The organism is Streptomyces sp. R-07 (genome assembly GCF_049913175.1).
Classification (GTDB): domain Bacteria; phylum Actinomycetota; class Actinomycetes; order Streptomycetales; family Streptomycetaceae; genus Streptomyces.
In genome coordinates, this window is the sequence record NZ_CP183978.1 from 7,971,944 (window position 1) to 7,986,158 (window position 14,215).

At 74.2% G+C, this 14,215-nt stretch carries 11 protein-coding genes; 4 read left to right on the forward strand and 7 right to left on the reverse strand.

The window, feature by feature from the left end; translation table 11 throughout:
- Positions 1-864: a hypothetical protein gene (locus tag ACN9M0_RS36375; protein ID WP_426405007.1), complete on the forward strand. Its 864-nt coding sequence runs from the start codon at positions 1-3 to the stop codon at positions 862-864.
- On the opposite strand, the gene ACN9M0_RS36380 is transcribed toward ACN9M0_RS36375, so the two are convergent.
- Positions 845-2,215 carry an SWF or SNF family helicase gene (locus ACN9M0_RS36380; protein WP_426405008.1) on the reverse strand — a complete coding sequence of 457 codons (1,371 nt, stop codon included), beginning with the start codon at positions 2,213-2,215 and terminating at the stop codon, positions 845-847. The genes ACN9M0_RS36375 and ACN9M0_RS36380 overlap by 20 nt on opposite strands.
- Complete coding sequence (locus ACN9M0_RS36385) at positions 2,212-5,250, reverse strand: DEAD/DEAH box helicase (protein ID WP_366039701.1); 3,039 nt, start codon at positions 5,248-5,250, stop codon at positions 2,212-2,214. Before ACN9M0_RS36385 ends, ACN9M0_RS36380 begins: the two co-directional genes overlap by 4 nt.
- Before the next feature lie 260 nt (positions 5,251-5,510).
- Here ACN9M0_RS36385 and ACN9M0_RS36390 point away from each other — a divergent pair, with 260 nt between their 5' ends.
- Together ACN9M0_RS36390 and ACN9M0_RS36395 are read left to right on the forward strand one after the other, a co-directional pair.
- On the forward strand, positions 5,511-6,599 hold the full coding sequence (locus ACN9M0_RS36390; RefSeq protein ID WP_366039700.1) for a fatty acid desaturase family protein: 1,089 nt from the start codon (positions 5,511-5,513) through the stop codon (positions 6,597-6,599).
- 88 nt (positions 6,600-6,687) lie between these two features.
- Positions 6,688-7,233 carry an MOSC domain-containing protein gene (locus tag ACN9M0_RS36395; protein ID WP_366039699.1) on the forward strand — a complete coding sequence of 182 codons (546 nt, stop codon included), beginning with the start codon at positions 6,688-6,690 and terminating at the stop codon, positions 7,231-7,233.
- 61 nt (positions 7,234-7,294) lie between these two features.
- Here ACN9M0_RS36395 and ACN9M0_RS36400 read toward each other — a convergent pair whose 3' ends face one another.
- The 5 genes from ACN9M0_RS36400 to ACN9M0_RS36420 form a co-directional block, all read right to left on the reverse strand.
- On the reverse strand, positions 7,295-8,671 hold the full coding sequence (locus tag ACN9M0_RS36400) for a tannase/feruloyl esterase family alpha/beta hydrolase (RefSeq protein WP_426405009.1): 1,377 nt from the start codon (positions 8,669-8,671) through the stop codon (positions 7,295-7,297).
- Positions 8,672-8,811: 140 nt separating this feature from the next.
- Complete coding sequence (locus ACN9M0_RS36405) at positions 8,812-9,675, reverse strand: hypothetical protein (RefSeq protein WP_426405010.1); 864 nt, start codon at positions 9,673-9,675, stop codon at positions 8,812-8,814.
- A gap of 99 nt (positions 9,676-9,774) precedes the next feature.
- Positions 9,775-10,110 (reverse strand): hypothetical protein, encoded by a 336-nt coding sequence (locus ACN9M0_RS36410; protein ID WP_426405011.1) that lies wholly within the window; start codon positions 10,108-10,110, stop codon positions 9,775-9,777.
- Between the two features lie 132 nt (positions 10,111-10,242).
- Positions 10,243-12,072 (reverse strand): bifunctional serine/threonine-protein kinase/glutamate ABC transporter substrate-binding protein, encoded by a 1,830-nt coding sequence (locus ACN9M0_RS36415; protein ID WP_426405383.1) that lies wholly within the window; start codon positions 12,070-12,072, stop codon positions 10,243-10,245.
- Between the two features lie 226 nt (positions 12,073-12,298).
- Positions 12,299-12,904: a class I SAM-dependent methyltransferase gene (locus tag ACN9M0_RS36420; protein WP_366039695.1), complete on the reverse strand. Its 606-nt coding sequence runs from the start codon at positions 12,902-12,904 to the stop codon at positions 12,299-12,301.
- Between the two features lie 161 nt (positions 12,905-13,065).
- Between ACN9M0_RS36420 and ACN9M0_RS36425 the strand changes: the two genes are divergently transcribed.
- Positions 13,066-13,899 carry an MHYT domain-containing protein gene (locus ACN9M0_RS36425; RefSeq protein ID WP_366039694.1) on the forward strand — a complete coding sequence of 278 codons (834 nt, stop codon included), beginning with the start codon at positions 13,066-13,068 and terminating at the stop codon, positions 13,897-13,899.
- Positions 13,900-14,215: the final 316 nt, after the last annotated feature.

Here is a 14,215-nt window from a genome sequence, read left to right on the forward strand (position 1 = left end):
ATGGTCACGATTCTGTACGGGTCCGCCGCCGAGTCCCCGTGGTCGGCCCGCTTCGTGCGCCTCGGTGCGCCCCGGCCGGGACCCGCGGCGCGGCGCGCCCGCTGGTTCGGTGTGCCGCTCGTGCCGCTGCTCACGGCCGCCCTGGTGACCGGCGCCTTCCTCACCGCCGGGGGCGGCGCGGAGGGCGGCGGACTCGCCGACGGCCGACCGGGCGGGGACCCGGCCGACGTGCCGTTCCCCGTCGTCACCGGCGATACGGGATCGGCCGCCCTCCCCCCGACGACCGGAGCGGGGTCGGCCGACACGCCGAGCGCGGGCACCTCGACGGACACCGCGGACACGGGCGGCACGCCGACGCGTCCGGAGCCCGGCGACGGCGCGAGGCATGCGCGCGGCAGCACGTCAGCGGCGCCGTCCCGGTCCGGCAGCTCGGCCCCCGGGGCTGCTGGCGCCGCGAGCGGCGCACCCTCGGCCGGTGCCACCCCCCCCCCCACCCCGACACGTGACCGGCTCCCCGAGCGGCCCGTCTCCTTCGAGGCGCTGCGCGTCGGCGACTGCTTCGACATCGACCGCGACGCGCCGGGCACCGCCCTCCGGGGGGCCTGCGACACGCCGCACCACGCCGAAGTCGTCGCCCGTCCCCGCCTGATCGGCACCTTCGCCACCGACGAGGCGATACGCGAGGCGGCCACCGTGCTCTGTCGCGAACCGCTCCGCCTCAAGGCCGCGAGGCAGCCGCTCGGCACGCGCTGGACGACCTTCGTCCAGTACCCGTACCGGACGAGTCACCTCCTCGGCGCGGACACCGTCGCCTGCAGCCTGGCCGCCACAGCCGGCAGCACGCTCAGCCACCGGCTCCAGTAGCACCGGCCGCGAACGCGGTCGCCAGGGCCGACGCCGGGTCCCGGTCCGGCGGGCCGGCCGGGGACCAGCGGGACCCGGCCTTGAGGTACGGCCACCAGCGGCCGTCCTCGTCGAGCCGCAGCTGCGCCTCCGCACCCACGACCGTCCACCGCGCGCCCCCCGCCCGTCGCAGCACCGGCCGCTCGTCGTCCGCCCAGGCCTCGGCGAGCCGGACCCCGGCACGCTCCAGCGCCTCGGCGTCCGGCGCCCATTCCTCGTCCAGTACGGCGAGGGCGGAGGCGCCCCCGAACCGCCACGCGCGCGTGGCCAGGTCCAGATCCGCCCGCGTCCTGCCCGAGCCGGCGGCGAGCCGCGCCGCGAGCCAGGGAACGGGGGAGCCCGCCGCGAGCCGGACCGCGTCCTGAGCCACCGTCAGGCGGGCCTCCCCAGGATCCGTCGTGCCGTTGTGCGCGTCACCCGCCTCCAGGACCTCGCTGAGCAGCCGGTGCGCGCGGGTCGCCGCGTCCGCCGCGAGGAACTCGAGGGCCGCGGGGTCGACCCCCGGCTCCGGCGGCGTGTCCGTGTCCAGGGACGCCGACCGGCCCGGTGCGGCCGACGCGGCCGGAGGGGCGGGCAGCGGCGGCACGAGGAACCCCGCCGCGAACGCCTCCTCGGCCGACACGCCGGGCATCCCTCCGGCCCCCTCGGGCCCGCCGCCCGGCGCGCCGTCCGATCCCGCGCCGCCACGCGCTGTCGGCGCGGCGGCCCGTGAGGCGCTGCGGGCCTGCAACTGGTCCAGGAGGGTGCGCTCACCGCGCCCCCGCATCAGGAGGAGGACGAAGGGGTCCTCGTCGAGGAGGCGGGCCACCTGGTAGCAGAGCGCCGCCGTGTGCGGGCAGTGGTCCCAGGCCTCGCAGTCGCACTCCGCCTCCAGGTCCCCGATGCCCGGCAGGAGATCGAGCCCGGCCGCCGCCGCGTCTTCCACCAGGTGCGGCGGCATCTCGCGGTCGAGGAGCGCCGCGATGTGTCCCGCACTGTCCACGGCGAGGTCGAGGAGCCGCTCCCACTGCTCCTCCGAGAACTCCCGCACCAGCACGTCGCCGCGGTACGCCGTGCCGTCGCGGTCCTTGACCATCGCGGTGATACGGCCGGGCCGCACCGAGACGGCTCCCACCGCCCCCGCGCGCGCGTGCCGGCGACCCGCCTTGAGCTGTTGCCCGTCGAGCGCGGTGTCCTCCAGGGCCTTCAGCCACGCCCGTCCCCACCAGGTGCTGGTGAACCCGCCGCCGCCCGCCGGCGGCAGCGCCTCGAACGTCCGCTCGTCGTCCCCGTGCCCATGGCCGTGCCCGTGGCTCTGTCCGTACCCGCTCATCGTCCGTCCCCTCGCAGTCGCACCAGCTCCGCCAGTTCGGCATCGGTCAGTTCGGTCAGTTCCGGCGGGGTGTCCCCGCCGGACCCGAGGACGGTGTCCGCCAGCTCCCGCTTGCGGTCGAGCATCGCCGCGATCCGGTCCTCGATCGTTCCCTCGGCGATCAGCCGGTGGACCTGCACCGGCCGGTCCTGACCGATCCGGTACGCACGGTCGGTGGCCTGTGCCTCCACGGCCGGGTTCCACCAGCGGTCGTAGTGCACGACGTGTTCGGCCCGGGTGAGGTTGAGGCCCGTGCCGGCGGCCTTCAGGGAGAGGAGGAAGACCGGGACGTCCCCGTTCTGGAAACGGGCGACCATCGCCTCGCGCTCGGCGACCGGCGTGCCGCCGTGCAGGAACTGGGTCCGCACGCCCCGCGCCGCGAGATGTGCCTCCAGGAGCCGGGCCATCCCCACGTACTGGGTGAAGACCAGGGTGCACGCGCCCTCGGCCAGGATCGTGTCGAGGAGCTCGTCGAGCAGCTCCAGCTTGCCCGAGCGGCCCTCGATCCTCGGCCGTTCCTCCTTCAGGTACTGGGCGGGGTGGTTGCAGATCTGCTTGAGGCCGGTCAGCAGCTTCACGACGAGACCGCGGCGCTCCATGCCGTCGGCCTCGGCGATCGCCGCCAGCGTCTCCCGTACCACCGCCTCGTACAGACCGGCCTGTTCGGGCGTCAGGGAGACGGTCCGGTCGGTCTCGGTCTTCGGCGGCAGCTCGGGGGCGATGCCGGGATCGGACTTGCGGCGGCGCAGCAGGAAGGGGCGTACGAGCGCGGCGAGGCGTTCGGCGGCGGCCGGGTCCTGACGGCCCTCGACGGCGGCGGCGAACCGGGTCCGGAAGGCGCCGAGGGTGCCGAGCAGCCCCGGTGTGGTCCAGTCGAGGATCGCCCACAGCTCGGACAGGTTGTTCTCCACCGGAGTGCCGGACAGCGCCACGCGCGCGCGTGCCCCGATGGTCCGCAGCTGTCGGGCCGTCGCCGAGTAGGGGTTCTTGACGTGCTGTGCCTCGTCCGCGACGACGAGCCCCCAGTTCCGGGCGTTGAGCCGCTCGGCGTCGAGCCGCATGGTGCCGTACGTGGTGAGCACGAAGCCGCTGTCGGCGAGGTCCTCCAGGTCACGGGCGGCGCCGTGGAAGCGGCGCACCGGCGTGCCGGGTGCGAACTTCTCGATCTCCCGCTGCCAGTTGCCCATGAGTGAGGTCGGGCAGACGACGAGGGTGGGCCCCGCGGACGCCGGATCGGTCTGCCGGTGCAGATGCAGGGCGATGACCGTGATCGTCTTGCCGAGTCCCATGTCGTCGGCGAGACAGCCACCGAGACCGAGCGAGGTCATCCGGTGGAGCCAGTCGAGTCCGCGGAGCTGGTAGTCGCGCAGGGTCGCGGCGAGTGCCGGCGGCTGAGCGATCTCCGGCCGGTCGCCCTCGGGTTCGGCGAGCCGCTCCCGCAGTCGCTCCAGCCAGCCCGTCGCGGCGACGTCGACGGAGCGTCCGTCGATCTCGGTCGTGCCGGTGAGGACGGCCGAGAGGGCGTCCACCGGTGTGACCTTGCGGTCCTGTTGGGTACGGGCCCGGCGCACCTCGGCCGGATCGACGAGGACCCAGCGGTCGCGGAGCCGAACGAGCGGCCGTCCGGCCTCGGCGAGCCGGTCGAGCTCGGCGCGGGTGAGCTCGTGGTCGCCGACGGCGAAGCGCCAGTTGAAGGCGAGCAGGGAGTCCGCGGCGAGGAAGGAGGGAAGCGCGGACGCGCGGGCGGCATCGGCGGGGTCCGAAGCGTCCGATTCATCCGTGCCGTCGGCGCCGACACGGAGTCCTGAGACACCGACACCGACACCCGTATCGGCGCCGACTCCGGATCCCTCCGGGCCGATCACCGCGCGGGCGGTCAGCCGGTCGGCGAGTTCGCGCGGCCAGTGGACCTGGACGCCCGTCGCCGCGAGGGCCTCGGCCGCCGGGCCCAGGAGCTCCGCGACCTCCTCGTCGGCGAGTTCGACGGTGTCGGGTACGGCCGCGGACAGGAGCGGGGACAACGGGGGCCAGGCGCGGGCGGCGCGCCGGAGGGCGAGGAGGGCGTCCATCCGGGCCCGGGGACCGAACGCGGCCCCGGCCCGGCCGGAGCCCGCCCAGACCTCGGCGGCGTCCGCGACCAGGCTGGGGTCGGCGACCCCGTGCAGCTGGAGCACCGCCCGGAAGCCGGGTGCCTCCCGCGCTTCCGCGGTGAAGCCGGGCAGTTCGAGCCGGAGCGAGAGCCGGACGCCCGCGTCGTGCACGGCCGCCACGTCGGCGGCCCACGCCCGGTGCTCGGGAACGGTCCGGGGTTCGTCGGCCGCGAAGGCGGGCCCGCCGGCCGCGAGCGGGGCCGCCGGGGTTCGGGGCAGCGTGTCGGCCACCGCATCGGCGAACGCGCGGAGCAGCGCCTCGGGCTCGGGCAGCAACAGGGGTTCGTCTGGGGACAGTTCGGGTGCGTCGCCGGGCACGCGTACGGGGGCGGACAGAGGGACCGCGTGGGCGGCAGGCGGCATCGAGGCAGCGAGCGTGCGGAGTTCGGCCAGTTCACCGGGGCCGAGCGGCCCGGCGCGCCACGCGTCGTGGTCGCCGGGTGTGAGGCCGGGCAGCAGGAGGCCGCGCGAGACGAGGTCCAGGGCGAAGAGGGACGCGGCGCCCCAGAAGGCGGTCGCGGGGGAGGCGGCGTCCGAGAACCGGGCACGGGCGAGCAACGGCAGGGCGTCCCGTACGGACAGGGTGCGGGCGGGGACGGTCACGACCTGGAGCGCGTCGCCGTCGACGACCGTGATCCCGGTGTCGTCGCGGGGAGCGTCGCCGGCGTCCGGCAGCGGTTCGCCGTCGGGCAGCGGTTCACCGTCCGGCGACCAGAAGGCGATCTGTCCGGCGCGGGGCGGCTCGGCGGGAAGGAAGACGGCGGAGTGGCGGAAGAGTTCGTGCGAGGGGGAGGGTTCCTGGGCGGGTTCGCGGGCCGAATCATCGGGTCCGTGCGAGAGCGACAACGCATTCCTCAAATTTGACTACCTGGAGACCGAGTCGCCGAGGATACTCCACGAAGTCGCCAGGCGCGCGCCCCCTTCAGGTGATCCATGCCACACGATCCCGGCTCTCGTGGAGGGGTAGGGCCTGCCCCACCCTCGCCCCCCGGTGCGCCCCCGACCGTGGACGGGTGGTGACGCCATGGCCCCGGACGATCACGGATCCGTACGTTCTCGGTAGGCGCCCACCGACCAGAACCGACCGACAGAAACCGGAGCCCGACATGTCCCAGGCCACCGTCCTGCCCCCGGCCGCCGCACCCGTCGCGGCGCCCGCCCGCGTCAGGGGCGGCAGCGAGTTCACCCCGCTCCTGCGGACGGTCAGGGAACAGGGCCTCCTCGAACACCGCCCCGGCTGGTACGCCCGCGGCATCCTGGTCAACCTCCTCGGCGTCGCCGCTGTGGTGGCCGGGCTCGCCCTGACCGGCCCCTCCTGGTGGGCGCTGCTCCTCGCCGTCCCCCTCGCCCTGTTCTCGGCGCGTGCCGCCTTCGTCGGTCACGACGCCGGGCACGCCCAGATCACCGCGAACCGCAAGGCGAGCCGGATCCTCCAGCTCGTCCACGCCAACCTCCTCCTCGGCATGAGCCGGGAGTGGTGGAACGACAAGCACAACCGCCACCACGCGAACCCCAACCACCTCGACAAGGACCCGGACGTCGCCGCCGACATCCTCGTCTTCGCCGACCACCAGACGGCGGGCCGCACGGGCCTGCGCGGATTCCTCACCCGCCACCAGGCCTGGCTGTTCTTCCCGCTGACCACCCTGGAGGGCATCGCGCTCAAGGTGTACGGGGTCCAGGCCCTGCTCGCCAAGGACGGCCCGTGCCGCACCCGGCGCGAGCGCCTCACCGAAGGCGCGCTGCTCCTGGCCCACTTCGCCGGATACGCGACGCTGCTCCTCACGCTCCTGACGCCCGCCCAGGCCCTCGTCTTCGCCCTGCTCCACCAGATGCTGCTCGGCGTGCACCTCGGCATGGCCTTCGCCCCCAACCACAAGGGCATGGACCGGCCGGACGAGCACGCGGACGGCGACAGCTGGGGGCACCTGCGCCGCCAGGTGCTCACCTCGCGGAACATCCGGGGCGGCGCCCTGACCGACTGGTTCCTCGGCGGCCTCAACTACCAGGTCGAGCACCACCTCTTCCCGAGCATGCCGCGCCCGAACCTCCGCCTGGCCCAGCCCGCGGTCCGCGCCCACTGCGCCGCGCTGGGCGTCCCGTACACGGAGACCGGCTTCGTGGATTCGTACCGCCAGGCCCTCGGCCACCTGCACGAGGTGGGCGCGCCGCTCCGCGCCGAGGGCGCCGAGTAGGGTCGGGCACATCCAGGGCGCGATGTGATCATCGGTTCGGGGAGTCGGTTCGCCGCCACCCGGACGGCAGAGAAGGGGAGCTCTCACCATGAGCGGCGCTACCGTCACCACGGTCAGCAGCAACGGCACGTACTCGTTCACCAAGCCCAACAAGGAGGGCATCACCCTCCTCGCCGGGCTCGGCGTGGAGGGCGACGTCCACGCGGGCGTGACGGTGAAGCACCGGTCCCGCGTCGCGCAGGACCCCACCCGGCCCAACCTGCGTCAGGTCCACCTCATCCACGCCGAACTCTTCGACGAGGTCGCCGGCGCAGGCTTCGAGGTCGCCCCCGGCGACCTCGGCGAGAACGTCACGACCCGGGGGATCGACCTCCTCGCCCTGCCCACCGGCACCCTCCTGCACCTCGGCGCGGAGGCCGTCGTCGAGGTCACCGGACTGCGCAACCCGTGCGCGCAGATCGACAACTTCCGGCACGGCCTGCTCAAGCAGGTTCTCGGCCGCGACGAGAACGGCGAGATCGTGCGCAAGGCGGGGATCATGGGCATCGTGCGCACCGGCGGGGAGGTGCGGCCCGGAGACCCGATCAGGGCCGAGCTGCCGGCGGAGCCGCACCGTCCGCTGGAGCGGGTCTGAGTGTCCGGGATCGCCGAGACTCGCCCCGCCGGGGCGGCTCCGAGCGTTCCGACGACCCCGCTCACCCCTCCAGAGCGCAGGAGTTGACCAGGTCGCCGTTCGCGGGCCGCGCGATCGTACGGTCCGCGGGCGGCGCCGTACCCTCCTCGACCCAGCGCGTCAGCGCGTCGAACGCGGAGCGGTAGCACGGCAGGATCGGCCGCAGCCGGTCCGGATACGTGTCGTACAGGCCGTCCGTGTGCGTCCCGTCCTGCACCGTGTAGTAGCGGTGCAGCCCGCCCCGGGCCCGCCCGTCGATCATCCGCGCGTACACGTCGGAGTCGGTGGCGATCGGCAGCAGGGTGTCCAGGTCGCCGTGGAGCGTGATGAGCGGCTTGCCGATCCGCCCGGTGAGCGCGACCTTCGCGACCGCGCGGTGGACGGACGCCGGCCGGGAGGCGTAGTCGTAGCCGGCGTCCGAGGCACAGGGCGCGAAGATCTGTTCCACGGTCCCGCCGGCCGTGGAGCCGGGGCAGGCCGGATCGTACGAGGGGTCGAACTCGGCCCGGAAGAGCTTCTGCGTCAGACCCCAGTAGGCCTTCTCGTGGTACGGCCACAGGAAGCGCGAGCCGGGCGCGAAGCCCGCCGCGATCAGGTCGTCGTCCGTGGCCAGTCCCTGGGACCGTGCCACCGTCACCGGCAGGCTCGTCAGGAGGTTGGGTCCGCGCGTGGTCCAGAGCACGCCCTCCCAGTCGACCCCGCCGTCGTACAGCTCGGGCCGGTTCTCCAGCTGCCAGCGCGTGAGATAGCCGGCGTTCGAGATGCCGGTCATGTACGTGCGCTCCGGCGTGTGGCCGTAGCGCTGCCGTACGGCCTTCTTGGCGGCTCGCGTCAGCTCGGTCACCCGGCGGTTCCACTCGGCGACCGCGTCCCCCGGCTCCCGGCCGTCGGTGAAGAAGTCCGGGCCGGTGTTGCCCTTGTCGGTGGCGGCGTAGGCGAAGCCCCGGGCGAGCACCTGGTCGGAGATGAGGGCGTCCGTGGAGTACTGGCGCCGGCTGCCGGGGGCGCCCGTGACGACGAGCCCGCCGTTCCAGTGGTCGGGCAGCCGGATGACGAACTGCGCGTCATGGGCCCAGCCGTGGGTGGTGTTGAGGTGGGAGTCGTCGGGGAAGTACCCGTCGATCTGGACACCCGGCACCCCTGACGGGTTACGGGTCCCCTTCGCGGCGAGACCGGCCTGGTCGGCCACGTCGGTGTACGGGGTGCCGGCGAGCCCGGTGGTCGTCAGGTCGTCCAGACAGGCGGACTGCTGGTGCTCGGCGCCGGGCACATGGACCCGGTCCTGACGCGCGCAGTGTCGGACGGCCGGCGCTTCGGCCCCTGCGGGGCTCGCGGGGGCGAGGACGGTGACGCCGGTGAGGAGCGCGGCGAACAGCGGGCCGCCTGGGAACAGGCGCATGGTGAGCCTCCGGTGGGACGACGGAATGGGGTGCGGCGCCACATCGTGCGGCGCACCCCTGCCACCGGGCCATGGTTCGGAACCACACCTCAGGCCCTCGTCCTATGGAGAGGAGAGAGGGGTGGGGCGGGCGGGGCTGCTCAGGAGGGGCGTACGGCCATCGCGTCGAGCGCTTCGAGGAGGGCGGGGAGCCGCGGGCCCCGCGTCACGGGCAGCACCTCGCGCGGCAGCTCGTCGAGGAGGACGAACGCCATGTCGTCGGCCTTGGCCACGAGAGACCAGCCGGGACCGTCCGCGCGCAGCATCCCGGAGGACGAGCGCACGCGTCCCACCGGCGGGGGCTCCTCCAGATAGCCGCGCAGCTCGTCCAGCGCCTTCCTGACCCCGGTGTACGGGTCGGCGGCTACGCTGCCGGGGGCGGAGGCCGGGGCGGGGGTCTGGGCAGGCGTGCCGGCCGGGGCCTGAGGCGATGCCGGCCGGCCGGCTCCCGCGCCCGCCGGCTCCGCGCCCTCGTCGCCCACCCGAGCTCGCCAGGCGGCCCACTGGAGTGCCACCTCGTCGGCGCCGAGCCGTCGCTGGGCCGGTCCCCACTCGTCGCCCGAGGGCGGGACCAGCAGCGCGGGATCGCCCTCCTCCGGCTCCGGGTCGTGCGGTGCCGGGACGCCGGGGGCGACCGTCGCCACCGGGAGCGGCCAGCCCGGCAGCCCGGCCACGACCGAGCGCTCGTCGGGGGACAGGTCGTAGGCCATGCCGCAGTCCCAGGAGGAGATGGCCACCGCGACGAGGGACACGTCGTCGACGACGACCGTCCAGCGGGCCCCGTGGCCGTCCTGGCCGAACACGAGCCCGTACCCCTCGGCGTACGGCTGCAGGCCCAGCGCGGCGCACGCCGCCGGGTAGTCGTCGCCGAGCACGCTCGGGAAACGCGCGGGCGTCAGCAGTGCCGCGGTCAGCACAAAAAGCGCGTCGGCGTCGGCCTCGGCGATCGGGTCCGTCCCAGCCACGGCGTCCTCCCCATCTGGTCGTCGGCGCACCTTAACCAGTGGGTAACCCGCGCGTCGAGGGTCTCCGCCCCTGAACCTCGCCTCATCGGGTCGAGCCCGTCACGCGTCACCCGCCCGTCGGGCCGTCGGCTGGTCCCGCAGGCCGAGCAGTGAGCGGGCCACGGTGCTCGGGGACTGGTTCCGTTCCCGGGCCAAGGTGATCAGGGCCCGGCAGGCCAGTTCGTTGACGCCGAAGGACAGCATGCCGGGGGAGACCCGGCTCGCCGCCTCCTCGGCCCGGGCCGGGTCGTCCTCGGCGCAGGCCGCCACGTACTCGGCGGCGGCCTCGAAGAGGTTGTGCCCCTGCCGGGGGCGCGGTGGCCCCGGCGCGGCGGCCCCGGGCGCCTTCCGGCCGGAGGGGAGGAGTCTGCGCAGTCTTTCCGGAACTCGTGCCACGGCCCGCCGCCTTTCCCGGGCACGACTGCCCGGCATCTCCACGGTAGACAGTGAAGTGCCGGTAAAGAAGGGTGCGTTGGCATCCGTGACGATCGTGCGGGGGCGCGTCCGGGTGGGCGTGTCCCGGTGGGTTCATTCGGTGAGCGGAGGCGGGTCCGCGCGCAGCAGCGGAAGGTTCTTCTCGACGGCCTTGTTCCAGGAGCCGTCGGTGACCATCCGCGCGAGCGCCGCCTGGACCTTCGCCCGCAGCGGACTGCCCTTCCGGAGACCGATGCCGTAGCGCGCCTCGGTGAGGCGGAAACCGGCGAGTTTGAACCGGTCCTTGAAGCCGTCCTGAGCCGCGTATCCGGCGAGCAGCGCGTCGTCGGTGGTGAAGCCGTCGACCGTGCCCGCGTTCAGCGCGGCGATGCACTGCGTGTACGTGTCGTACGTCTGGACCTGCGCCTGGGGAGCGATCAGCGTCCGGATGGTGAGCGCGGAGGTGGAGCCGGTGGCCGAGCAGACCCTCAGACCGTTCAGATCGGCCGGCTTGGTGACGGGGGAGTCCGCCCGCAGCAGGACGTCCTGATGGGCCACGAGGTACGGGCCGACGAAGTCGACCCGCTTCTTCCGTTGGTCGTTGATCGCGTACGTCGCCACCACGAGGTCGACGTCTCCGCGGGCGAGGAGGGACTCGCGGGTGGAGCTGAGGGCGTTCTTCCATGTCACGTCGGCCGGGTCGTGGCCGAGGGCGCGGGCGAGGTAGGTCGCGATGTCCACGTCGAGACCCGCGTACGTGCCGTCCGGTTTCTTCAACCCCAGTCCGGGCTGATCGAACTTGATCCCGATGGTGATGCCGGACGAGCCGCCGGAGGTGGGCTTCGTGGTCGTGCCCGTCGAGGTGGCGGGGGAGGACGGCCGGGCGCCGCCGGTCTTGGCCGCCGTGCGGTCGCCGCCCGAGCCGCCGCCACTGTCGCCACCGTCGGGCAGGAGGCTCCAGACGAGCACGCCGCCCAGGGCCACTGCCGCGGCGGCCCCCACGTACAGCGCGCTGCGCCGCTTCCGGGGAGCGGGGGTGTCGGGCGGTGTCGGTGGTGCGAGGGGGTAGGAGGTGGTGGGGCCGGGCGGTGCCGGCGCACCGGGGACGGCGGCGGGCGGCACCGTGTCCCTCGGTTCAGCGGGTACCTCGGCGGTGTCACCCGCACCCTTCGTCTCCTGCTCCCTCTCCGCCTCGGCCAGCAGCCGGTCCAGCGTCTCGCCGTCCGGCCGTGACGCCGGGTCCCGTACCAGGACGTCCGTCAGCACCCGTGTCAGCGGCCCCGCCCGGTGCGGCGGCGGCACGTCCTCGCCGAGGACGGCCGCGAGCGTGGCCAGCGTGTTGGCGCGCCGCAGCGGATGGTGGCCCTCCACCGCGACGTACAGCGTCAGCGCCAGTGACCAGAGGTCGGCGGACGGACCGCCTTCCCCGCCGCTGACGCGCTCGGGAGCCATGTAGTCGGGTGTGCCGATGATCGAGCCGGCGGCGGTGAGGGCGGTGGCCCCGTGGATCGCCGCGATGCCGAAGTCGGTGAGGACCGGCGTGCCGTCCGGCCGGAGCAGGACGTTCGCGGGCTTGATGTCCCGGTGCTGGATGCCCGCCGCGTGAGCGGCGCGCAGCCCCGCGAGGATCCCGCGCCCCAGCGTGGCCGCCTCGCCGGGCGCGAGGGTGCCACGGTCGAGCCGGTCCTGGAGCGACCCGCCGTCGACCAGTTCCATGACGAGCCAGGGGTACGTGCCCTCGCCACCGTCCACGATGTGATGGATGGTCACCACCTGGGGGTGCGCCACGCGGGCGAGTGCCCGCGCCTCGCGCAGGACCCTGATGCGGAGTTCCCGCGCGGCCTCGGGGTCGTACTCGGCGAGTGCCGGGTCCGGCGGGCGTACCTCCTTGAGCGCCACCTCGCGGTGCAGCGCCAGGTCCCTGGCCCGCCACACGGTCCCCATGCCGCCGCCGCCGAGCCGCGCCACCAGCTCGAACCGGCCGTCCACCACCCGTGCCACCCGTTGCTCCCTCACCCCGACACGGCCCCCGGCGGGGACGTGGTGAGTCCCGCGGTGTCCGTCCGTCGACCCCGCCCGACTCTGCCACATCCGGTACCCGCATCCGCCGCGTACGGCTCTTTCAGCCATGACGGTCCGGTCCCGCCAGTGGTGTCCGGTGGGCGGTGGCTCAGCCTTCGCGGACTGCGAGGGCCAGGAAGCGCGCGTCCTCGTCGACGTAGCTGACGAGCCGCCAGCCCGACTCGGCGAGCAGGGGGCGCAGGCGGGGCTCGGCGCGCAGGTCGTCCGGCGTGATCTGCCGGCCGTGCCGGGCCGCGAGGGCGGCTCGCCCGATCGGGTGGAACAGCGCGAGGCGGCCCCCGGGCCGTACCACCCGGGCGAGTTCCGCCAGATCGGCGACGGGTTCCGCGAGATGCGAGATGAGTCCCGCTCCGAACACGGCGTCGAGTGCTCCGTCGCGCACCGGCAGTCGGCCGACGTCGGCGAGCAGCAGCGTCCCGCCCTTCTCACCGCCGCGTCCGGCGCTGACGGCCTGTTCGATCATCTCGGGGGTGAGGTCGGCCCCGAGCACGGTTCCGGTGGGGCCCACGGCGGCACGGAGCGGCGGGAGCGCGCGGCCGGTCCCGCAGCCGGCGTCCAGTACGGCGTCGCCGGGGCGCAGGCCGAGCTCCTCCACGGCCGCGGCGTACGCGGGGCCGTCGTCGGGGAACCGGCTGTCCCAGTCGGCGGCACGGGCGCCGAAGAACTCTCGTACATGTGTGGGGTCATCGCTCATGCGCTCATGATCTCGCACGATTCCGTCCTCGGAGGGGTGAACGTTCTGTGTGCACGTTCGAGCTCGGTGCGATCGTTCGGGACCATCTCTCTGTCATATTCCAGCAGCTTTCGAAATGCGCCCCCGGTGCGCCCCCCGATGCGCACTAGCGTCCCTGAGCCATGGGACACCTGGACCACGCCACCTTCGGCTGGCTGACACCCGCGCTGTCGTACGCGATGGCCTGCATCGGCGCCGCCCTCGGGCTGCGCTGCACCGTACGAGCGCTCGACGCGACCGGCCGGTCGCGTCGCAACTGGCTGCTCACCGCCGCCTCCGCGATCGGCACCGGCATCTGGACCATGCACTTCGTGGCGATGCTCGGATTCGGCGTGACCGGCACCGACATCCGCTACGACGTTCCGCTCACCATCCTCAGCCTCGTCATCGCCATGGCCGTCGTCGGCGTCGGCGTCTTCGCCGTCGGCTACGGACGCGACCGGGCCCGCTCGCTCCTGATCGGCGGACTGACCACGGGCGTCGGCGTGGCGAGCATGCACTACATGGGCATGGCCGCGCTCCGGCTCCACGGCCAGGTGAGGTACGACCCGCTGCTCGTCGCCGTCTCGGTGCTGATCGCCGTCGTCGCCGCCACCGCCGCCCTCTGGGCGGCGCTCAACATCCACGCGCCCGCGGCCGTGGCCGTCGCCTCGCTCGTGATGGGCGCGGCCGTCAGCAGCATGCACTACACCGGCATGTTCGCGGTGCGGGTCGAGGTCGTCCCCTCCGGCGCCACCCTGCCGGGAGCCACGGTCATGCAGTTCATCTTCCCGCTCGCCGTAGGCCTCGGCTCGTACCTCTTCATCACCTCCGCCTTCGTCTCCCTCTCCCCGACGGCCAGGGAACGCGCCGCGTACGCCTCCGCGGGACGCCTCACCGAACCGGACGAGCGCGCGGTCGACGTCGCACCCCCCGGCTTCCCCACCGCGGAAGCGGCCCGTACGCCCACGACCTGACCCCGAACCTACGACACACCGCACCGAGCACCGAGCACAGACGCAGCCGGAACGAGGAGGCCATGCGAACTCCCCGCAAGACCAAGGGCGCCGAGGCGGCCACGCCACCGGCGGCCGCGCGCGGGCGGCGCGCACACGCCGGCCCGCCCGCCGATGAGCCGGGGGAGCGGACCCCCGAGGCCGCCCCGGCCACGGGCCACACGGGCACCACGGTGCCGGGCACCGCCGCCCATCCCACAGGGCCTTTCGTCGCCGGCGACACCGACTCCTTCGTACGGCCTGAGGCCACGGGGCCGCACGACCCCGACGCGCGCCG